This window comes from Agromyces sp. Y558 (assembly GCF_059445415.1).
On the sequence record NZ_JCAIUH010000001.1, the window covers coordinates 2,336,261 to 2,356,704 of the forward strand.

The window sequence follows — 20,444 nt, forward strand, 5'->3', positions numbered from 1 at the left end:
CCAGCCTAGGGTGAGCGCCCGAACTAGAATCGTCGGGTGCCCACACGCCTGACGAACTACTTCCTCCGCACGCTCCGTGAAGACCCCGCCGATGCCGAGGTCACGAGCCACCGCCTGCTCGTGCGCGCCGGCTACATCCGCCGCCAGGCGCCGGGCATCTTCGCGTGGCTGCCGCTGGGCCTTCGCGTGAAGGCGAAGATCGAGGGGATCATCCGCGAGGAGATGACGAACGCGGGTGCACACGAGGTGCACTTCCCTGCGCTGCTGCCGCGCGAGCCCTATGAGCAGAGCGGTCGCTGGGAGAGCTATGGCGACAACATCTTCCGGATGCACGACCGGAAGGGTGGTGACTACCTCCTCGCACCGACCCACGAGGAGATGTTCACGCTGCTGGTGAAGGACCTCTATTCCTCCTACAAGGATCTTCCACTCGCCATTTACCAGATCCAGGACAAGTACCGAGACGAGACACGCCCTCGCGCGGGCCTCCTGCGCGGCCGCGAGTTCACGATGAAAGACGCGTACTCGTTCGACGTGACCGACGAAGGTCTCGACGCCAGTTATCAGAATCAGCGCGACGCCTACGAGCGGATCTTCCAGCGCCTCGGCCTCGAGTACGTGATCGTGAAGGCGGACAACGGGCTCATGGGTGGCGCTCGCAGCGAGGAGTTCCTGCACCCGACCCCGGTGGGCGAAGACACCTTCGTGCGCTCGGCCGGCGGGTATGCGGCCAACGTCGAGGCGTTCGAGACGATCGTGCCGCCCGCGCTGCCGTTCGACGGTCTGCCCGCCGCTGTTGTGCTCGACTCGCCGAACACGCCGACGATCGCGACGCTCGTCGACCTCGCGAACGCCGAGTACCCGCGACCCGACGGCCGCGAGTGGACCGCAGCGGACACGCTGAAGAACGTCGTGCTCGCCGTCGTGCAGGCCGACGGCGCCCGCGAGGTCGTCGTCATCGGACTGCCGGGCGACCGCGAGGTCGAGATGAAGCGCGTCGAGGTGGCGTTCGCCCCCGGCGTGGTCGAGCCCGCGACCGACGCGGACTTCGCGAAGCACCCCGGCCTCGTGAAGGGCTACATCGGCCCGTGGTCGGCCGACGGCGCCGTGCTCGGTGAAGAGTCGGCCACCGGCATCCGCTACCTCGTCGACCCCCGCGTGGTCGACGGCACCGAGTGGATCACGGGCGCGAATGCCGACCAGAAGCACGTGTTCGGCCTCGTCGCGGGTCGTGACTTCGTCGCCGACGGCACCGTCGAGGCTGCGAACGTGCGCGCCGGCGACCCCGCACCCGACGGCTCCGGCCCGGTCGAGCTGGCCCGAGGCATGGAGATCGGCCACGTCTTCCAGCTCGGTCGCTTCTTCTCAGATGTGCTCGGCCTCAAGGTGCTCGACGAGAACGGCAAGCTCGTCACGGTCACGATGGGTTCGTACGGCATCGGGGTGACCCGCATCCTCGCGATCATCGCGGAAGACAACAACGACGACAAGGGGCTCATCTGGCCGCCGTCCGTCGCACCGTTCGACGTGCACGTGCTCGCAGCCGGTAAAGACACGGCCGTGTTCGAGGCTGCCGAGACGATCGTGGCGCAGCTCGAGGCATCCGGATACGACGTGCTCTTCGACGACCGCCCGAAGGTCTCACCCGGAGTGAAGTTCGGTGACGCCGAACTCATCGGCATCCCGAAGATCGTGATCGCCGGTCGCGGAGTGGTCGATGGCCTCGTCGAGGTGTGGGATCGCGCGAGCGGCGAGCGCACGCAAGTGCCGATCGGCGCGGTCGTCACGGCACTCGCCTGAACCCGGCGAGCGGATGCCTCGCCGTGACGTATCCGCAATAGGTGCCGAATCGATGCACAGGCACGGCGTTCATCGATTCGGCACCAATCGGCGGGCGATCACCTCACGGCGTCACACATGTTCTCTTCGCGGCCGTGGTTGAGCTCCATCGAGCGGATCCCGGTGGCCGCGAACGACACGATGTGCCGGCCGGTCACGTAGTAGTAGCCATTCGGCAGGTCCGGAGCGCTCCCGACCGGCCAGCCCAGGGCGAATGGGCCATTGACGTCGACCGTCTGCAGGGCTCCCGCCTCGGAGAACGTGTAGGTCGCGTGGCCGCTGATGTTGTACCGCTTCGACGCTCCGGTCTCGACATTGACCGCTTCGACGATGTAAGGGCCGAGGTACTCCTGCTCTCGGACATTTCCGTTCTCCCATCGCGAGAGCACCCGGCCACGGACTCCCTGCTGCAACGTGCGCGTCTCGAGGTCGAAGTCGCCGCAGTAGCGAGCAGCGGGTGCCCGAGTCACGTCCGGCTCGGTCACCGACTCCCATGGCTCCTGCACGTCGTGCCAGCTGTCGGCGGCCATTGCCGTTCCTGAGCTCATCAGAGTTGCTACCAGCACTGCCGCGCTTGCGAGGATGATACGTCGCAGAGTGAGATCTTTCTTATTAAGTGTTAATGTCATTGCCACACCGAAGCGGTCATGGGTTGGTGTCGTCAACAGCAGTAACCGAATCGTGACCTGCCGGATGAGCCGAGGGCACGAAGCAGAGGATCAAGCCCGAGTTGCAGCTCTCAGGCGACCCGCCGCGCGCCTCAGCCGTGCAGGTGGTCGCGGTGCTTGTCGGCCTCGTGGCGGAGCCTCGCGGAGTCGACGGGCCCGGTGACGCTCTGCGCGTCTTCCCAGCACTCGATGCCGCTGACGTCCGGCAGGAGATCGCGGGTGAAGACCGGGTTCAGCCCTGCCCTGCGTTGCCGCGAGTAGTCGCGCAGCAACCTGAACGCGATGCCCGACAGCAGCGCGATCGCCACGAGATTGATGATCGCCATGATGCCCATGACGCCGTCGGCGGTGTTCCAGATGAGATCAGAGGATGCCACGGAGCCGACGAAGATCGCGACGATTGTGAGCACGCGGTAGACGGCGAGCACTGAGCGACGACGGGTGATGAACTCGATGTTGGACTCGCCGTAGTAGTAGTTGCCGAGAATCGAGCTGAACGCGAGCAGGAAGATGATGACGCTCAGCACGACGCTCGACCATGCGCCGAGGTTCGCGACGACCGCATTCTGCGTCAGCCCGATGCCGCGGGTGGCGCCTTCGAGATCAGGGCTCGAGACGAGGATGATGAACGCCGTGATCGTACAGACGAGGAAGGTGTCGAAGTAGACGCCGAGCGTCTGCACGAGTCCCTGCTTGACCGGGTGGGTCACCGCGGCGCTCGCGCCGGCGTTCGGAGCCGAGCCGAGCCCGGCTTCGTTCGAGAACATGCCGCGTTTCACGCCGGTCAGCACGATCATGCCGAGCGTGGCCCCGATGACCTCGTTGTAGCCGAACGCCTGGGTGAAGATCGAGGCGAAGACCTCGGGAAACTGCGAGAAATTCATCACGACGATGACGAGTCCGAGCAGCAGATAGAGCAGTGCCATCAGGGGTACGACCGCCTGAGTCACCGAGGCGATGCGCCGCACGCCGCCGAACACGACGAGCCCGATGAGCGCGGCGAGCACGATGCCGACGACCCATGAGACCCAGTCGGGAGCGCCGTCGGGGCTGATCGTCGTGCCGACCGTCGCGCTGATCGTGTTCGCCTGGAGCGACGAGAACGCGAAGGGGAAGCAGACGATGAGCACGATCGCAAAGGCCACGCCCATCCATCGGGCGCGGAGGCCCCGTTGCATGTAGTACGCCGGGCCACCGCGGAAGCCGTCACGATCGCGCACCTTGAAGAGCTGGCCGAGCGTCGACTCGACGAAGCTCGATGCGCCGCCGATGAACGCCATGACCCACATCCAGAAGATCGCGCCCGGGCCGCCGACGGCGATCGCCGTTCCGACACCCGCGATGTTGCCGACGCCGACGCGCGAGGCCGCGGAGATGGTGAACGCCTGGAATGCGGAGACCGACTGCGGCCGGCCCGAGGCGTCGCGCGGGGTCTTGTCTGTCAGTGTGCGGAGCATCTCGGGAATGAGCCGGAACTGCACCACGCCGGAGCGTACGGTGAAGTACACGCCGAGCACCACGACCACGGGCAGCACGATCCACGTCCAGAACGCATCGCCTGCGGCGAGCACCCACTCGTTGATGCTATGCATGTGCTCAGTATTGCGCTTTGCGTGGCCGCTCGAGTGCCGCGACATCCGGTACCGTAGAGTCCTGTCCGCTCCGAGGGGAAGCGGCTTGAGAGCTGAATAGAGGAGGCCGGGTTATGGATATCGACCTCAGCGTGCTGCGGATGATGGAGCGCGAGAAAGAGATCCCATTCGACGAACTGGTGGAGATCATCGAGCAGGCCATTCTGATGGCGTACTTGAAGCACACGCATCCCGACCAGCACGGCCACGCGAACCCCGAAGGTGTGCGCGCCCACCTCGACCGCAAGACCGGTCACGTCTCGGTGTACGTTCCCGAGCTCGACGAAGAGGGCAACGTCATCGGCGAGGCCGAAGACTCCCCGAGCGACTTCGGGCGCATCGCCGCGTTCGCCGCGAAGCAGGTCATCAATCAGCGTCTGCGCGACATCGCCGACGATGCGGTGCTCGGCGAGTTCCGCGGGCGTGAGGGCGACATCGTCGCCGGCATCATCCAGCAGGGCCCGAACCCGCGCATGGTGCACATCGACCTCGGCACGGTCGAGGCGATCCTGCCGCCCGAAGAACAGGTTCCCGGCGAGGAATACCTGCACGGCCAGCGCATCCGCGTCTACGTGACGAGTGTCGCCAAGGGCATGAAAGGCCCGTCGATCACGGTGTCGCGCACGCATCCGGCGCTCGTGCGCAAGCTCTTCGCCCTCGAGGTGCCCGAGATCGCCTCCGGCGTCGTCGAGATCGTTTCGCTCGCCCGCGAGGCCGGTCACCGCACCAAGATCGCCGTGCGCGCCACGCAGCCCGGCGTGAACGCCAAGGGTGCCGCGATCGGCGAACTCGGACAGCGCGTGCGCGCCGTCACCGCCGAGCTCGGCTCCGAGAAGATCGACATCGTCGACTGGAACGATGACCTCGCGACGTTCGTCGCGAGCGCCCTGAGCCCCGCGAAGGTCACGAGCGCGTTCGTGATCGACGAGTCGACGCGGGCCGTGCGCGCCCTCGTTCCCGATTACCAGCTCTCGCTCGCCATCGGCAAGGAGGGTCAGAACGCCCGTCTCGCCGCGAAGTTGACGGGCGCGAAGATCGACATCCAGCCCGACTCGGTCCTCGAGTCGAACTGAGGCCAACGGCCGCCCTGCGGCCGACGCCAATATCCACCGAACGGCCGCCGTCGGCGGACGAACAACGCAGAGTGTAAGATGGAACCCGTCAGAACGTGCATCGGATGCCGTTCGCGCGCCCCGCGGTCCTCGCTTCTGAGGGTCGTCACCCAGAACTCCCACGTCATCGCAGATGATGCGGCTGTGCTTCCGGGCAGGGGTGCGTGGCTGCATCCGTCACTCGAGTGCTACCGGCTCGCCGTGCGGCGACACGCCTTCGGGCGTGCACTCCGCATTCGCGGCGAGGTGGACACCAGCAACGTAGAGAACAGGCTGAACGGCGTGATCACTAATGAGTAACGACTCATGAGCGGCTCGAAATGAGACCCGTCCGTCATTGATGGTCTGCCCCTGTCCGGGGTCGGACCCGGAACAGGAGAGAAGTGGCTGCCAAACCACGCGTACACGAGATCGCAAGCGAACTCGGTGTCGACAGCAAGATCGCCCTTGAGAAGCTCAAGGAGATGGGCGAGTACGTCAAGGGACCCTCGTCGTCCATCGAACCCCCCGTCGCTCGGCGGCTGAAGGCCGCGCTCGAGGCCGCAAGCGCGGCCCGGGCCGCAGCGCCCGCCGCCGCTCCCGCTCCCGCAGCGACCGGAGCCAAGCCCGGCGCGAAGCCGGGCCCCAAGCCCGCTCCGAAGCGCCCGGCCGCCCCTGAGGCGCCCGCAGAAGCTCCTGCGCCCGCGGCGGCCCCCGAAGCTGAGGTCGCTCCCGTCGCCGAGGTGCCGCTCACGGTCGCCGAGCGTCAGGCGCAGGCCGAAGAGCGAGCCGCGCAGGCCGCGGCCGAGAAGTCGTCGGATGCTCCGGCGGCCGCTTCGACCGAAACCGATGTCGCCGCGCCGTCCGGTGCGCCGGCTTCTGCCAGCACGGCCCCGCGTCCCGGGGCTCCGCGTCCCGGTGCCGGTACCCCGCGCCCCGGCAACAACCCGTTCTCGAGCGCGCAGGGCATGGGCTCGCGCCCGGCCCAGCCGCGCCCGGGCAACAACCCGTTCTCGAGCGCCCAGGGCATGGGTCAACGCCCGAGCCCCGGCAACATCCCCCGCCCGCAGGCGCCGCGTCCCGGTTCACCGCGTCCCGGCGCTCCGCGCCCGGCCGGTGCGGGTGGTGGTCGTCCCGGTGGCGGCTTCCAGCGTCCCGGTGGCGCAGGTGGCGCAGGTGGCGGTGCAGGTGCTCGTCCCGGTGGCGCACCCGGTGGCGGCTTCCAGCGCCCCGGTGGCGCACCCGGTGGTGGCTTCGGCGGCCCCCGTCCCTCTGGTGGCGGTGGCCGTGGCCGTGGCCCCGGCGGCGGTACCGCTGGTGCATTCGGCCGCGGTGGCGGCAAGAGCAAGTCGCGCAAGTCGAAGCGGACGAAGCGGGCAGAGTTCGAGATGCGGGAGGCCCCGTCGCTCGGCGGCGTGAGCGTTCCCCGTGGCGATGGCAACACCGTCGTCCGGCTCCGGCGCGGCTCCTCGATCTCCGACTTCGCCGACAAGATCGACGCGAACCCCGGTTCGCTCGTGACCGTGCTGTTCCACCTCGGTGAGATGGCGACGGCGACCGAGTCGCTCGATGAAGCAACCTTCCAGGTGCTCGGCGAAGAGCTCGGCTACAAGATCCAGGTCGTCTCTCCTGAAGACGAAGACCGCGAGCTTCTCGAGGGCTTCGACATCGACCTCGACCAGGAGCTCGAGGACGAGACCGACGAAGAGCTCCAGCAGCGTCCCCCGGTCGTGACCGTCATGGGCCACGTCGACCACGGTAAGACCCGCCTCCTCGACGCGATTCGCAACGCGAACGTCGTCGATGGCGAGGCCGGCGGCATCACCCAGCACATCGGTGCATACCAGGTGCACGCCGAGCACGAGGGCATCGATCGCCCGATCACCTTCATCGACACTCCGGGCCACGAGGCGTTCACCGCCATGCGTGCCCGTGGTGCGCAGGTCACCGACATCGCGATCCTGGTCGTCGCGGCGGATGACGGCATCATGCCGCAGACGATCGAGGCCTTGAACCACGCGCAGTCGGCCAACGTGCCGATCGTGGTCGCGGTGAACAAGATCGACAAGCCCGACGCGAATCCCGCCAAGGTGCGCCAGCAGCTCACCGAGTTCGGCCTGGTCGCCGAGGAGTACGGCGGCGACGTCATGTTCGTCGACGTCTCGGCTCGCGAGAACATCGGCATCAAGGAACTCCTCGATGCCGTGCTGCTCACGGCCGACGCCGGTCTCGACATGCGTGCGAACCCCAACAAGGCAGCGCGTGGTGTGGCCATCGAGGCCAAGCTCGACAAGGGGCGCGGTGCAGTTGCGACCGTGCTCATCCAGTCGGGAACGCTGCGCGTCGGCGATGCGATCGTCGCGGGCACTGCGTACGGCCGCGTTCGTGCGATGGCCGATGAGAACGGCGACGCCGTGCTCGAAGCCACCCCGTCGCGACCCGTGCAGGTGCAGGGCCTCTCGAGCGTCCCGCGCGCCGGTGACACCTTCCTCGTCACTGAAGAAGACCGCACCGCGCGTCAGATCGCCGAGAAGCGTGAAGCCGCCGAGCGCAACGCGCAGCTGGCGAAGGCCCGCAAGCGCATCTCGCTCGAAGACTTCACCCGTGCACTCGAAGAGGGCAAGGTCGAGTCGCTCAACCTCATCATCAAGGGTGACGTCTCGGGTGCCGTCGAGGCGCTCGAAGAGTCGCTGCTCAAGATCGAGGTCGACGACTCGGTGCAGCTTCGCATCCTCCACCGCGGTGTGGGTGCGATCACCGAGAGCGACGTCAACCTCGCGACGATCGACAACGCGATCATTGTCGGGTTCAACGTGCGCCCCGACACGAAGGCGCGCGAGCGTGCAGCTCGTGAGGGCGTCGACATCCGCTTCTACTCGGTGATCTACAACGCGATCGACGAGATCGAGGACTCGCTGAAGGGCATGCTGAAGCCCGAGTTCGAAGAGGTGCAGTCGGGTGTCGCCGAGATCCGCGAGGTGTTCCGCTCCTCGAAGATCGGCAACATCGCCGGTGTCATCGTGCGATCGGGAACGATCACGCGCAACGCCAAGGCTCGCGTCATCCGCGATGGCGTCGTCGTCGGCGACAACCTCGCGATCGAATCGCTGCGTCGCTTCAAAGACGACGTCACCGAGGTCCGTACGGACTTCGAGGCGGGTATCGGCCTCGGCAAGTTCAACGACATCCAGGTCGGCGACGAGATCGAGACCATCGAAATGCGGGAGAAGCCCCGGGCATAGCTCGTGGGATCGGGTCCCCGCTCTTCACTCCGGTGAAGAGCGGGGACCATACCCCGATTCAGGTCGAGGCGGGCAGGGCGGCGAAGCCGTTCTGGCCTTGCCACGAAAGGAGATACATCATGGCGGATCCGGCACGGGCCAGGAAGATGGCCGATCGCATCAAGGAGATCGTCGCGAAGCGCCTCGACAAGGGCTTGCGCGACCCGCGGCTCGGCTTCGTCACCATCACCGACGTCCGCGTCACGGGTGACCTGCAGCACGCCAGCATCTTCTACACCGTGTACGGCACGGAAGAAGAGCGTGACGACTCCGCCAAGGCGCTGAAGGCCGCGACGGGGATGCTCCGCAGCGAGGTCGGCCGCAACATCACCGCGCGGCTCACCCCGTCGCTCGAGTTCATCGCGGACGCGATCCCCGAGAACGCCCAGCACATCGCCGCGCTCCTGCATGAAGCGCGCACTCGCGACACCGAGACGGCCGAGCTCGCCTCGACGGCTGAATACGCGGGCGAGGCAGACCCCTACGTGAAGCCGCGGGAGTTCGACGACGAGATGCTCGACCGCGAGCGTGAGAGCGATCTCGACGCTTCCGACGACGACGAGCCCGGCACCGCGCGCTGAGGTTCCGCGTCACCACCGCGAGCGCGTCGCCCTGCCGGTCAGGCCTCAGGCAGACGGTATCCGTCAGCCTCGTGAACTGCGAGCCCGTCGGCGACGAGGGTGGCGACGGCGCGATCGAGTTGCGCCGCGTCGGGCCAGAGCGGTGCGAGCTCGACTCGTGAGACCGGGCGGTGCGCAGCTCTGAGTTCGCGCATCACGAGCCCGCGCACTTGCCGGTGGGAGCCGGCGAACTGCGCCTGCACGGCCTTCTTCGCCCCCAGATACGCGGGGTAGCCGGCAGCTCGCCATGCGCACGAGTCGGCGATCGGGCATGCCGCGCACTGCGGCGTTCTGGCAGTGCAGACGGTAGCGCCGAGTTCCATCGCGCCCGCATTGAAGGCACGCGCATCCGCGGCGTCGCGGGGGAGCAGTGCAGTCATCGCGGCGAGGTCGCGTGCCGTCGATGGCGGGGCCGGCTCGCCGTGTCCCAGAACTGCGCGTGCGATCACCCGGCGGGTGTTGGTGTCGACGACCGGAACCCGCTCGCCGAATGCGAACGCAGCGATCGCGCGTGCCGTGTAGGGGCCGATGCCCTGCAGTGCGAGGAGGGCGTCGAGATCGGCGGGCACTTCGCCGCCGTGCCGCTCGACGATCTCGACGGCGGCACGGTGCAGCCAGAGGGCCCGCCGCGGGTAGCCGAGTCGGTCCCACGCGCGAACCGCCTCGGACGGCGGCTCGGCAGCGAGAGCCGCCGCGGTCGGCCAGCGCTCGATCCATGCCTGCCACCGGGGAACCACCCGGGCGACCTGCGTCTGCTGCAGCATGAACTCGCTCACGAGCACGGCCCAGGGGGAAACTTCGGCCGCTCGCCATGGCAGCGGCCTCGCGGCATCCGCGAACCAGTCGATGACCGGCCGCGTGAGTACATCGGCGGTCGGGCGGCGGGGCATTCGTCCAGCCTACGGCGAGGCGGATGTCACGGAGCTAGGCTCGGGGCATGCGGCTTGTCACGACGCCCCGGGTCACCTTCCTCCGTTCGATCGCCGATGAGATCCTGCAGCACCACGGTCGCGGGCGGATGATCGTGGCGATCGACGGTCCGCTGCAGAGCGGTAAGACCGCTTTCGGCGACGATCTCGCAGCGGTACTCGAGGAACGCGATCACGCGGTGTTCCGCGCGAGCATGGAGGGGTTCCATCGCTCGAGAGAGGCGCAGGCGGTCTTCGGCGACGACACGCCCGCCCGATACTTCCGCTACGGCTTCGACGAGTCGGCATTGCGGCGCGTGCTCGTCGAGCCATTCCGGCTCGGAGGTTCGACCGCGTTCGTGACCCGGGTCTTCGATCCAGCACGTGACACGTGGGTCGAGCCGAAGTGGATCACCGGCCCCGATGACGCAATCCTCGTGATCGACGGCCGGTTCCTCCTGCGGCAACGACTTGCCGGGCTCTGGGACGTACGCATCGCCCTCGACGGCGAGCCCGTCGACCCCGCCGACGAGATCGCGTATGCCGAGGCCGACCCGCGTCTCGTGGCATCCATCGTCGTCGACAACAGCGACCCCGAACACCCGCGTCGCCGGTTCTTCGACAGCTGCTGAGGCCACCAGACGATGTCGGAATGACCGGCGTCCCCCATTCGGGTGCCATTTTCGGCCCGAATTCGAAGAATTCATGGTCAGTCCTCCTCTGAGGCGCCATAATGGTGACACTGCCAGCCCTCCCGGCTTCGCGAACCCGATCGCACCACCCGAAACACCCGACGCCAGTCGACGAGCACGTCCGTGCCCGTCGACTCTGCTGTGCGCCCCGAACGCGCCCTTCGTCATCCCTCGGATTCGCTGACCCAGCCGGGCCAGACCGATGGAGAAACCCGAATGAGCAAGCCCCGCGCCGCAGAGGCGCACGCTGCCCACGGGGATGCCGGTGCGCGCCAGCGCACGACATCCCGGAATCCGCTGCGACGCATCGCCGCGGCGGTCACCGCCGTCGTCCTCGGTGCGGGACTCGCCCTCGTCGGCGTGGCGGCGCCCGCGAGCGCGCACACAGGCGACCTCAAGGCAAACGCCGAGTGCAACACCGTCACCGGCGAGTACGACGTGACTTACACCCTGAAGCTGTCGAACGTGTCGAACGGGAACACGGGCACGACGAAGTGGCGCGTCGGCGACACCGGCTTCGACGGGACGCCGAAGAACGCGAACGGCATGGATCGCGGCCCGATCACGACGACGGGCAACAAGACGATCACGCTCGGCACCGAGCACCTGCCGGGCACGACGAAGACAGGGCCGTGGATCTACGCCTACACGAAGTGGGCCGACGATTTCAGCAAGGGCTCCGACGGTCGTGTTGAGAACCTCAAGGGCGATTGCGGCAAGACGCCCACGGAGATCCCCGTCGAGGGCGCGCCGAGCTTCTCCGACATGTGCGGACCCGACAACGAGAAGCTGACGCTTCCCGAAGACACGAAGAAGATCGACTGGAACTCGGTCGAGGCGAACGGCGTCATCACGGTGACTGCGACGGCGAAGCCGGGCTACGTATTCAAGAAGAACGCGAAGACGTCGTGGACGTTCACGATCAACGACAATCCGTGCATCATCCCGGTCGTCGGTGCACCGTCGTTCGCCGACACGTGCGGTCCCGACAACGAGACGCTGACGGTTCCTGCTGACACCGACACGATCGACTGGAGCTCGGAAGAGGTCGACGGTGTCATCACGGTGACCGCGACCGCGAAGCCGGGCTACACGTTCCCCTACGACACGACCACGACGTGGACCTTCACGGTCAACGACGAGCCGTGCGTGATTCCGGTCGTCGGCGCGCCGTCGTTCGCCGACACGTGCGGTCCCGACAACGAGAAGCTGACGGTTCCTGCCGACACCGACACGATCGACTGGAGCTCGGAAGAGGTCGACGGTGTCATCACGGTGACTGCGACCGCGAAGCCGGGCCACGCCTTCCCCGAGGGCGCGACCACGTCGTGGACCTACACCATCAATGATGAGCCGTGCGTCATCGGGGTCGTCGGGGTGCCGACGTTCGAAGACACCTGCGGTCCCGACAACGAGAAGTTGACGGTTCCGACCGACACCGACACGATCGACTGGAGCTCGGAAGAGGTCGACGGCGAGATCACAGTGACTGCCACGGCGAAGCCCGGCTCGAAGTTCCCCGAGGGCGCGAAGAATGTCTGGACCTTCACGGTCGACGACAGCCCCTGCGTGATCGCCCTCGTCGGCGAGCCGACGTTCGAAGACACCTGCGGTCCTGAGAACGAGAAGCTGGAGGTTCCGACCGACACCGAGACGATCGACTGGAACTCGGAGCGAGTCGACGGTGAGATCACGGTGACGGCCACGGCGCAGCCCGGCTACACCTTCCCCACGAGCGGCCCCTTCACCTGGATCTTCTCGTACTCTGACGCCGACTGCATCGAGCCGAGCCTCAACGGCTCGGTCGCGACCGGCGTCTGCGAGGCGAATGCCCCGTGGATCCTGTTCGACATCGAGCTCATCGACCCCGACGAGCAGTCGACCGGCAACACCGCTTCACTCGTGCTGACCGACGGTACGAACACCGAGACGATCGAGCTCGGCGAGCTCGACGGCGGCCAGCTCGACGGCAAGGTGCTGTGGCCCGGCGCCACGGTCGCCGCCGACGGCGTCACGCCGACCGGTTGGCCGGGCTGGGCCCAGGTCGGCAACCAGTGGGTCGAGGTCGACGACAACTTCGCGTGGACCCGAGGCGACATCGACGCGACGATCGTCGTGAACCCCGAGCTCGCCGTGGCGATCTCGTACCCGGCAGCCACTCCCGAGTGCGCTACCGGCCCGAAGGGCTCCGGCGGTGACAGCACACCCGCCGCCTCCGACGGCACCGGGCTTGCGAGCACCGGCTTCGCGGGCACGACGATCGCGATCGTCGCGGGCATCATCGTGGTCGCCGGACTCGCGTTCCTCGTGATCGCGCGAATCCGACGCAAGCGCGCCTGATCAACTGACGCACACTGAGGGGGCCCGGTTCGCCGGGCCCCCTTCGTCGTGTCATGCGCGTTCATCACGAGGGTCGCCGATCCACGGCATCCGTCGTCGGGGCCCGCTCGCGACATCCGTGGATCAGCCGGATCGTGACATCCGTCGCGTCAAACGGGAACGTCTGCGAGCACCCGCTCAGCCGACAACGACTCGCCGCGTTGCTCGACCTCGTGCACGAGCGCGGTGAGAGCCCGGTTGACCGGAGCGTCGAGGCCCGCGATGGATGCCTCTCGCACGACGGCCCCGTTCAAGAAGTCCACCTCGGTCGGCTGCCCGCGGCGCACGCTCTGCTGGGTGGAGCCGAGATTCGGCACCCTGCCCATGCGCACGCGCATGAGCCACGGAAGCACCTGGCCGACCGCGAGCGGCATACGGGCGAAGAGCCGCAACCGCCCGTTGCTGAGCCCCTGCAGGGCGCCGAAGCGCACGTCGCGCGCGATGCCGATGCGCACGGTCTCTCGCATCGAAGCCGTGACGACGCGCCGCAGGCGCCGATCGTCGACGACGTCCTGCACGCTGCGCCCGACGATCGCGGGCACGGCGTTCAGCATGTTGACGACGAGTTTCGTCCATTGCGCGCCGCGGAACCCGCCGATCGCGACAACCGGCACCGCTTCGGAGAGCACGGCCGCGATGCGCGTGCACTCGGCGTCGGCCGGTCCGTCACCGCGCCCGAGGTAGCTCGTCGCCGAGGTGGTGACGCGCACGACGCCGGGCTCGGTGTAGTTGGCGGCGATGATCGACAGCAACCCCATGCAGGAGGAGCGGGGGAGCAGGCGAGTGGCGGTCGCGACCCCGTCGAGGCCGTTCTGCACGACGACGACGGGAACTCCGTCGACGAGGTCGGCGTTGGATTCGATAGCGGCGGCCGCGTCTTGTGCTTTCGTGCACACGAGCACGAGTTCGGGCGCAACCGAGAGTCGCTCACCGGCGGCGACCCGTGCGTGCACGTCGCCGTATCCACCGCTCAGGCTGATGCCGGAGGCGCGGATCGCGTCGAGGCCCGCACCGCGCGCGGTGACCTCCACGTCGTGCCCTGCTCGCGCGAGGAGCGCGGCGAACGTGCCGCCGAGTGCGCCCGCGCCGATGATGCCGATTCTCACCGTCCCAGCGTAGATGGGCGGCATGGGCCGCGTCGCCGGGGGCGCGGCACGGGGGAGCGGCGCGCGGCTGTTAGCCTGTACGGCGTGAACAGCGGCATACTCCTCGTCGACAAGCCGCAGGGAATCACGAGCCACGACGTCGTCTCACGCATGCGTCGCCTCGCCGGCACCCGCAAGATCGGGCACGCGGGCACGCTCGACCCGATGGCCACAGGCCTCCTCGTGCTCGGCGTGAACGGGGCGACGCGCCTCTTGCACTATCTCGTGGGCCTCGAGAAGGAATACCTGGCCACCATCCGCCTCGGTTGGAACACCACGACCGACGACGCCGAGGGCGACCCCCTCGCCGCTGCCGCTCCCGAGGTCATCGCCGCCGTCTCGGAAGAGATGGTCCGCGCGGCCATCGCCCCGCTCACGGGCGACATCGAGCAGGTGCCGAGCGCGGTCAGCGCCGTGAAGGTCGCCGGCAAACGTGCATACCAACGGGTGCGAGACGGCGAGACGGTCGAGCTCGCGGCGCGCCGGGTCACCGTCTCGGCCTTCGAGGTGCTCGCGTTCCGTTCGGGTGACGCATACCTCGACGTCGATGTGCGCGTCGAGTGCTCCTCGGGCACGTACGTGAGGGCGCTCGCCCGCGACCTCGGCGCGACCCTCGGCACGGGCGGGCACCTGACGGCGCTGCGTCGCACGCGCATCGGCCGGTTCGGCGTCGACGAGGCCGGCGAGCTCGACGGCTTCGACGTGGCGAACTCGATGATGAGTCCAGCGGATGCCGCGCGGCGCGCGCTGCCCGTCGTAGCACTGACCGAACAGCAGGCCATCGACCTCGGGCACGGGAAACGTATCGACATCGCGGCGGTCGACGGGCTCGCGGCATCCGACCCCGCAATCGAACTGCCCGCGGTGCTCGCGGCCATCGATCCCGAAGACCACCTCGTCGCGATCGTCGAGCCTCGCGGCCGGCAGCTGAAGGTCGTCACAGGCTTCCCGCCCGCCGAGTCGCAGGAGGTCGGCGCATGATCGAGTGGTTCACCTGGGTGCTGCTCGCCGTCGCCGTCGCCGCGGGGCTGCTCGGCATCGTCCTGGGTCTGGCCGGGCGCGTGCCGGGCGACCTCACGATCGGCGCGCTCGCCCTCATCGAACTTCTGCTCGTCGCACAACTCGTCGTCGCGATCGCCGCGCCCGCGTTCGGCAACGATCCGACCGGGAGTCTGCTCGAGTTCTACACCTACCTCGTCGGAGCCCTTCTGCTGCCGCCTGCCGCCGCGTTCTGGGCGCTGCTGGAACGCAATCGTTGGTCGACCGTGATTCTCGGCGTCGCTGCGCTCGCGGTCGCGGTCATGGTCTACCGCATGCTGCAGATCTGGACCGTGCAGCAGGCGTGAACACAGGTCTGAGAGAATCGAACGAAATGAGTGACGTGCGCAGTGCCCGGCCCGAGGTGCAACAGAGCCGGCGGATGAGCGGCATCGGGCGCGTGCTCGTGGCCGTCTACGGTGTGCTCGCGCTCGCGGCGATCGGGCGTTCGTTCGTGCAGATCGCGTCGAAGTTCGACGAGGCGCCGCTCGCGTACGCGCTCTCGGCGCTCGCGGCGGTCGTCTACGTCGTGGCGACGGCCGCACTGATCCTTCCGGGAGTCGCGTGGTACCGCGTCGCGTGGGCGACGATCGCGTTCGAGTTCACGGGCGTCATCGTCGTCGGAGCGTTGAGCATCGTCTTGCCCGAACTCTTCCCGCACGACACGGTCTGGTCATGGTTCGGCCGCGGGTACCTGTTCATCCCACTCGTGCTGCCCGTGCTCGGCATGTGGTGGCTCGCCCGGCATCGGCCGACGCGTGGGGCGGATGCCTCGTGAAGACGTTCAAGGGACTGGCCGGGGTGCCCGCCGGCACCGGCCCGTCGGTCGTCACGATCGGCAAGTTCGACGGCGTGCACCAGGGGCATCGTGCCGTGATCGAGCGGGCCCGGCACATCGCCGTCGATCGTGACCTCTCGACGATCGTCGTCACTTTCGATCGCAACCCGCTCGCCCTGCTCGCACCCGAGAAATGCCCCGAGTCGCTCGTCAGCGTGCGCCAGAAACTCGAACTGCTCGCGACGACCGGAGTCGACGCGACTCTGCTGCTGCCGTTCGATCGGGCACTCGCCTCCGTGCCGGCGACGGAGTTCGTCGAGCGCGTGCTCGTCGACGCGCTCGACGCGAAGGCGGTGCTCGTCGGCAGCGACTTCCGCTACGGCGCTCGCGGCGCCGGCGATGTGGCGCTGCTCCAAGAACTCGGTTCGACCTTCGGCTTCACGGTCGACGTCATCGACGACGTTCGCCCCGAGGGCGAGCGGCGGGTCTCGTCGACGTGGATCCGCGAACTGCTCGCCGTGGGTGACGTGCGACGGGCGACCGAACTGCTGGGTCACACACCAACGGTCTCGGGCATCGTCGTGCACGGCGCCGCCCGCGGCCGCGAACTCGGTTTCCCGACTGCGAACCTCACTCCCGAGTCCGAGGGCCTGATCCCGGCCGACGGCGTCTATGCCGGATGGCTGACGGACGCAGGCACGCGCTACCCGGCGGCGATCTCGGTCGGCGACAACCCGACGTTCGAGGGCGTGGCGAAGAAACAGGTCGAGGCGTACGTGCTCGATCGCGAACTCGATCTCTACGACCATGTCGTCGACGTGGAGTTCGTCGATCGCATTCGCGGCATGGTGGCATTCACGAGCATCGAGGCGTTGATCGACACGATCCGCGACGATGTGGAGCGCACTCGCGGCATCCTCGGCGCCTGAGAGCTGAGGCTCGCCGCGCCTAGACTCGAGGCGATGACTTCGCTCCCGCCCCGACCGCTCTTGGCGGGTCGAACCCTCGCCCTCATCGGCATCGTGCTCGTCGCTTTCAACCTCCGTACGGCGGTGGCGTCGCTGTCACCGATTCTGGCGCAACTCGAGGCCGAGGTGTCGCTCTCTCCCGCCGTCGTGGGGTTCCTCGGCATGCTGCCGCCGCTCTGTTATGCGGTGTTCGGCATCCTGACGCCGATGGTGGCGAAGCGATTCGGGCTCGAGTTGACGCTCATCGCCGCACTCGTCGCCTTGTCGATCGGCCTCGCCGGGCGGGGGCTTGCCGGCTCGGCGCTCTGGCTCGTCGCGGCGAGCACGCTGACGTTCGCCGCGATCGGTGTCGGCAATGTGCTGTTGCCGCCCCTCGTGAAGCGGTACTTCCCCGATCGCATCGGCCTCGTCACGACGATCTACGTGACGGCGATGTCGGTCAGTACCTTCACCCCGCCGCTCATCGCAGTGCCGGTGGCGGATGCCGCGGGGTGGCGCGTCTCGCTCGGCGAGTGGGCGCTCATCGCGGTGATCTCGCTCGTGCCGTGGGTGGCGATGCTGCTGCATCCGAAGCGTCAGGCACTCGAGGCGCTGCCGGAAGAGGCTGACCCCGGTCAGTTGCGCCATGCGCTGCGATCGCCGCTCGCCTGGTCGCTCGCCGTCCTGTTCGCCGTGTCGGGGTTCAACGCCTACGCGGCCTTCGCATGGCTTCCATCGATCCTGCACGACATCGCAGGCGTCTCACCGGCGGAGGCCGGCGCACTGCTCTCGCTCTACGCGGCGATGGGCCTGCCCGCGGGCCTGCTCGTGCCGCTGATCGCGGCCCGGTACGGCAAGGTGCGCCTCCTCACGGCGATCGCCGTCTCGACCCTCGTCGCCGGGTATCTCGGGTTGCTCCTCGTGCCGGGCTGGGTGACCTGGCTCTGGGTGGCCCTCGCCGGCACCGGCCCGCTGCTGTTCCCGCTCGCCCTCGTGCTGATCAACCTGCGCACGAGGACGCATTCGGGGGCGGTCGCACTCTCAGGGTTCGTGCAGTCCGCCGGGTATCTCATCGTGGCCGTCGGTCCGCTCCTCGTCGGACTCCTGCACCAGTGGACGGGCGGGTGGAGCTGGCCCCTCCTGTTCCTCCTCGCATCAGCCGTTCCTGCGGCGATCGCGGGTGCGGTCGTCGCCCGTCCGCGCTACTTCGAGGACGAACGCGAGCGCTGACGGGGGCAGGACGCGCGCCATCCGTTGCCCGTCTGCTCATGTGAGCAGCATCGCCTGCGAGTGTTGCCGATGCGCATCCGGCTGCCTACGCTGGGAGGTGAACGTGGCGCGAAGGTGAACGGGACGGAGGCGCATGGACGAGATCGACGAACTGCTCTCGATCAGGGCCGCTGAGCTCTACTACGAGGAGAACAAGACCCAAGACGAGATCGGGCAGGCGTTGCGCCTCACCCGGTGGAAGGTCGGGCGACTTCTCGCCCAGGCGAAGCAGCGCGGGTTCATCCGCATCGAAATCCTGCATCCGCGCGCGCGGCGACTGCCGATCGAGCGGCGGCTACGCGAAGAGCGCGGTCTCGCCGACGCGATCGTCGTTTCGACCGCCGGGGTGACCTCGCCCGAAGAACTGCAGGCACGCACCGCGCAGGCGGCGGCCGATTACCTCACCGCGCTCCGGCCGGTACCCCGCACGCTCGGAGTGAGCTGGGGGCGCACGCTCTTCGAGATCTCGCAGCACTTGCGAAGCGGCTGGGCGACCGGCGTCAACGTCGTGCAGATCAACGGCGGTGTGAGTCTCAACCGCCGGCCAGGCACGGCAGCGGCGACCGCCGTCGGCATCGCCCAGAAGGGCGGCGGCAGCGCCACCCTGCTGCCGAGCCCGGCGATCCTCGAGCGGCTCGAGACGAAAGAGGCCATCGAATCCGACCGCGTCGTCGCGGGCGTGATCGAGCTCGCACGATCGGCCGACGCCTACCTCTTCAGCGCCGGAGCCGCAGACCGCTCATCGGTGCACGTCGAGAGCGGGTACCTCTCGGTACCCGACGTCGACCTCCTCGTGCAGAAGGGTGCCGTCGGCGACGTCGTCGGCCGCTACATCGACTCCGACGGCAACATCGTCGATCCGGCACTCGACGCCCGTACGGTCGGGCTCACGCTCGACGAACTGCGCAGAGCACCGCTCGCGATCGCCGTCATCTCGGGGCCCGCCAAGCATGCCGTGGCCGACGCCGTCGTGCGCAGTCGGCTCTGCTCGGTGCTCGTCACCGACGAGGCCACCGCACTCCACCTCCTCGACGGCTGACGCCACTCGGTCGGCCGAACACCAAACGAAAGCCAGGTCATTCCTCATGTCAGGCACCTCCCTCGTCACCGCCCGCGAGCGGGCACTCGCCGTGCTCGGCGGTGAGCCCGACGACGCGACCCTGCGGCGCTACCTGCACGGCATCCCGGGTGTCGACGCCGTCGGCCTCGAGCAGCGCGCGGCCGGCCTCGGCACCCGCTCGATCAAGACGAGCTCCAAACAGTGGGCGCTCGACCGCATCATCTCGCTCATCGACCTCACGACCCTCGAGGGTGCCGACACCCCCGGCAAGGTGCGTTCGCTCGTCGCCAAGGCGGTCAACCCCGACCCGGCTGATACCTCGACCCCGCGTGTCGCGGCGGTCTGCGTGTACGGCGACATGGTTCCGCACGCGATCGCTGCCCTCGGCGGCGCCCACGGCGACCCCGATGACGGCTTCGTCTCGGTGGCGGCGGTCGCAACCGCATTCCCGAGCGGTCGTGCTTCGCTCGACATCAAGCTCGCCGATACGGCAGAAGCGGTCGCGGCGGGCGCCGACGAGATCGACATGGTCATCGATCGCGGTGCGTTCCTCGCCGGCCGTTACGGTCTCGTCTTCGACCAGATCGCCTCGGTCAAAGAGGCGTGCCGGCGTGCCGACGGGTCGAGCGCGAGCCTCAAGGTGATCCTCGAGACCGGCGAACTCGTCACGTACGACAACGTGCGCCGCGCCTCGTGGCTCTCGATCCTCGCGGGCGGCGACTTCATCAAGACCTCGACCGGCAAGGTCGCACCCGCGGCGACGCTGCCGGTCACCCTGCTCATGCTCGAGGTCGTGCGCGATTGGCACCTGGCCACAGGCCAGCGCATCGGTGTGAAGCCGGCGGGCGGCATCCGCTCGTCGAAAGACGCCATCAAGTACCTCGTGACGGTCGCCGAGACGGTGGGCGAGGAGTGGCTCCAGCCGCACCTCTTCCGCTTCGGCGCGTCGAGCCTCCTGAACGACGTGTTGCTGCAGCGCCAGAAGATCGCAACCGGGCACTACTCCGGCGCCGACTACGTGACGATCGACTGACCCTTCGATTGGCCCTGGCGGGCCTCCTCAGGGACCGAATCACACGCGACCACACGCTTCACGAA

General features: G+C 68.1%; 18 protein-coding genes. 14 read left to right on the plus strand and 4 right to left on the minus strand.

Going from position 1 to position 20,444, the window contains the following annotated elements; translation table 11 throughout:
- Window positions 1-36 precede the first annotated feature (36 nt).
- Window positions 37-1,800 (plus strand): proline--tRNA ligase, encoded by a 1,764-nt coding sequence (locus AC1C2T_RS10895; RefSeq protein ID WP_495385271.1) that lies wholly within the window; start codon window positions 37-39, stop codon window positions 1,798-1,800.
- A 98-nt stretch (window positions 1,801-1,898) separates the two neighbouring features.
- On the opposite strand, the gene AC1C2T_RS10900 is transcribed toward AC1C2T_RS10895, so the two are convergent.
- Window positions 1,899-2,369, minus strand: a complete 471-nt coding sequence (locus AC1C2T_RS10900) for a hypothetical protein (protein WP_495385272.1) — start codon at window positions 2,367-2,369, stop codon at window positions 1,899-1,901.
- A gap of 230 nt (window positions 2,370-2,599) precedes the next feature.
- Window positions 2,600-4,099, minus strand: coding sequence for an alanine/glycine:cation symporter family protein (locus AC1C2T_RS10905; RefSeq protein ID WP_495362572.1), 1,500 nt, complete (start codon window positions 4,097-4,099; stop codon window positions 2,600-2,602).
- Between the two features lie 113 nt (window positions 4,100-4,212).
- Between AC1C2T_RS10905 and nusA the strand changes: the two genes are divergently transcribed.
- From nusA to rbfA, 4 genes are all read left to right on the plus strand, one after another.
- Window positions 4,213-5,211: a transcription termination factor NusA gene (gene nusA / locus AC1C2T_RS10910; protein ID WP_495362573.1), complete on the plus strand. Its 999-nt coding sequence runs from the start codon at window positions 4,213-4,215 to the stop codon at window positions 5,209-5,211.
- A gap of 78 nt (window positions 5,212-5,289) precedes the next feature.
- A complete protein-coding gene (locus AC1C2T_RS10915; protein ID WP_495362574.1) occupies window positions 5,290-5,550 on the plus strand; it encodes a YlxR family protein in 261 nt (86 codons plus the stop codon).
- A gap of 83 nt (window positions 5,551-5,633) precedes the next feature.
- On the plus strand, window positions 5,634-8,471 hold the full coding sequence (gene infB, locus AC1C2T_RS10920; protein ID WP_495385273.1) for a translation initiation factor IF-2: 2,838 nt from the start codon (window positions 5,634-5,636) through the stop codon (window positions 8,469-8,471).
- A gap of 119 nt (window positions 8,472-8,590) precedes the next feature.
- Window positions 8,591-9,091, plus strand: a complete 501-nt coding sequence (gene rbfA / locus AC1C2T_RS10925; protein ID WP_495362576.1) for a 30S ribosome-binding factor RbfA — start codon at window positions 8,591-8,593, stop codon at window positions 9,089-9,091.
- A gap of 38 nt (window positions 9,092-9,129) precedes the next feature.
- On the opposite strand, the gene AC1C2T_RS10930 is transcribed toward rbfA, so the two are convergent.
- Entirely contained in the window at window positions 9,130-10,020 is an 891-nt protein-coding gene (locus AC1C2T_RS10930; protein WP_495385274.1) for an HhH-GPD family protein, read from the minus strand.
- A 47-nt stretch (window positions 10,021-10,067) separates the two neighbouring features.
- Here AC1C2T_RS10930 and AC1C2T_RS10935 point away from each other — a divergent pair, with 47 nt between their 5' ends.
- Both AC1C2T_RS10935 and AC1C2T_RS10940 read left to right on the plus strand, forming a co-directional pair.
- Entirely contained in the window at window positions 10,068-10,670 is a 603-nt protein-coding gene (locus AC1C2T_RS10935) for a nucleoside/nucleotide kinase family protein (RefSeq protein ID WP_495362578.1), read from the plus strand.
- Between the two features lie 276 nt (window positions 10,671-10,946).
- Window positions 10,947-13,070: a hypothetical protein gene (locus AC1C2T_RS10940; protein ID WP_495385275.1), complete on the plus strand. Its 2,124-nt coding sequence runs from the start codon at window positions 10,947-10,949 to the stop codon at window positions 13,068-13,070.
- A 149-nt stretch (window positions 13,071-13,219) separates the two neighbouring features.
- Here the strand turns inward: AC1C2T_RS10940 and AC1C2T_RS10945 are convergent, their stop codons facing one another.
- Complete coding sequence (locus tag AC1C2T_RS10945) at window positions 13,220-14,215, minus strand: ketopantoate reductase family protein (protein ID WP_495385276.1); 996 nt, start codon at window positions 14,213-14,215, stop codon at window positions 13,220-13,222.
- Between the two features lie 84 nt (window positions 14,216-14,299).
- Here AC1C2T_RS10945 and truB point away from each other — a divergent pair, with 84 nt between their 5' ends.
- The 7 genes from truB to deoC all read left to right on the plus strand — a co-directional run bounded on the left by truB (window position 14,300) and on the right by deoC (window position 20,379).
- A complete protein-coding gene (truB, locus tag AC1C2T_RS10950; protein ID WP_495385277.1) occupies window positions 14,300-15,235 on the plus strand; it encodes a tRNA pseudouridine(55) synthase TruB in 936 nt (311 codons plus the stop codon).
- Window positions 15,232-15,600 (plus strand): hypothetical protein, encoded by a 369-nt coding sequence (locus tag AC1C2T_RS10955; protein ID WP_495362582.1) that lies wholly within the window; start codon window positions 15,232-15,234, stop codon window positions 15,598-15,600. Before truB ends, AC1C2T_RS10955 begins: the two co-directional genes overlap by 4 nt.
- 26 nt (window positions 15,601-15,626) lie before the next feature.
- Complete coding sequence (locus tag AC1C2T_RS10960; RefSeq protein ID WP_495362583.1) at window positions 15,627-16,070, plus strand: hypothetical protein; 444 nt, start codon at window positions 15,627-15,629, stop codon at window positions 16,068-16,070.
- Window positions 16,067-16,999, plus strand: coding sequence for a bifunctional riboflavin kinase/FAD synthetase (locus AC1C2T_RS10965; RefSeq protein ID WP_495362584.1), 933 nt, complete (start codon window positions 16,067-16,069; stop codon window positions 16,997-16,999). The genes AC1C2T_RS10960 and AC1C2T_RS10965 overlap by 4 nt, the downstream gene beginning before the upstream one ends.
- A gap of 33 nt (window positions 17,000-17,032) precedes the next feature.
- Window positions 17,033-18,247 (plus strand): MFS transporter, encoded by a 1,215-nt coding sequence (locus tag AC1C2T_RS10970; protein WP_495385278.1) that lies wholly within the window; start codon window positions 17,033-17,035, stop codon window positions 18,245-18,247.
- Window positions 18,248-18,380: 133 nt separating this feature from the next.
- Window positions 18,381-19,325 (plus strand): sugar-binding transcriptional regulator, encoded by a 945-nt coding sequence (locus tag AC1C2T_RS10975; RefSeq protein ID WP_495362586.1) that lies wholly within the window; start codon window positions 18,381-18,383, stop codon window positions 19,323-19,325.
- A gap of 46 nt (window positions 19,326-19,371) precedes the next feature.
- The gene (deoC, locus tag AC1C2T_RS10980; RefSeq protein WP_495385279.1) at window positions 19,372-20,379 is read left to right on the plus strand and encodes a deoxyribose-phosphate aldolase; all 1,008 of its coding nucleotides are present in this window, start codon (window positions 19,372-19,374) and stop codon (window positions 20,377-20,379) included.
- Window positions 20,380-20,444: the final 65 nt, after the last annotated feature.

Excerpts from the sequence above, each read along its gene's own strand:
- AC1C2T_RS10900 (WP_495385272.1), bottom strand. The coding sequence starts at position 2,369 with ATGGCCGCCGACAGCTGGCACGACGTGCAGGAGCCATGGGAGTCGGTG.
- AC1C2T_RS10905 (WP_495362572.1), bottom strand. The coding sequence starts at position 4,099 with ATGCATAGCATCAACGAGTGGGTGCTCGCCGCAGGCGATGCGTTCTGG.
- nusA (WP_495362573.1), top strand. The coding sequence starts at position 4,213 with ATGGATATCGACCTCAGCGTGCTGCGGATGATGGAGCGCGAGAAAGAG.
- AC1C2T_RS10915 (WP_495362574.1), top strand. The coding sequence starts at position 5,290 with ATGGAACCCGTCAGAACGTGCATCGGATGCCGTTCGCGCGCCCCGCGG.
- rbfA (WP_495362576.1), top strand. The coding sequence starts at position 8,591 with ATGGCGGATCCGGCACGGGCCAGGAAGATGGCCGATCGCATCAAGGAG.
- AC1C2T_RS10930 (WP_495385274.1), bottom strand. The coding sequence starts at position 10,020 with ATGCCCCGCCGCCCGACCGCCGATGTACTCACGCGGCCGGTCATCGAC.
- AC1C2T_RS10935 (WP_495362578.1), top strand. The coding sequence starts at position 10,068 with ATGCGGCTTGTCACGACGCCCCGGGTCACCTTCCTCCGTTCGATCGCC.
- AC1C2T_RS10940 (WP_495385275.1), top strand. The coding sequence starts at position 10,947 with ATGAGCAAGCCCCGCGCCGCAGAGGCGCACGCTGCCCACGGGGATGCC.
- AC1C2T_RS10955 (WP_495362582.1), top strand. The coding sequence starts at position 15,232 with ATGATCGAGTGGTTCACCTGGGTGCTGCTCGCCGTCGCCGTCGCCGCG.
- AC1C2T_RS10960 (WP_495362583.1), top strand. The coding sequence starts at position 15,627 with ATGAGTGACGTGCGCAGTGCCCGGCCCGAGGTGCAACAGAGCCGGCGG.
- AC1C2T_RS10970 (WP_495385278.1), top strand. The coding sequence starts at position 17,033 with ATGACTTCGCTCCCGCCCCGACCGCTCTTGGCGGGTCGAACCCTCGCC.
- AC1C2T_RS10975 (WP_495362586.1), top strand. The coding sequence starts at position 18,381 with ATGGACGAGATCGACGAACTGCTCTCGATCAGGGCCGCTGAGCTCTAC.
- deoC (WP_495385279.1), top strand. The coding sequence starts at position 19,372 with ATGTCAGGCACCTCCCTCGTCACCGCCCGCGAGCGGGCACTCGCCGTG.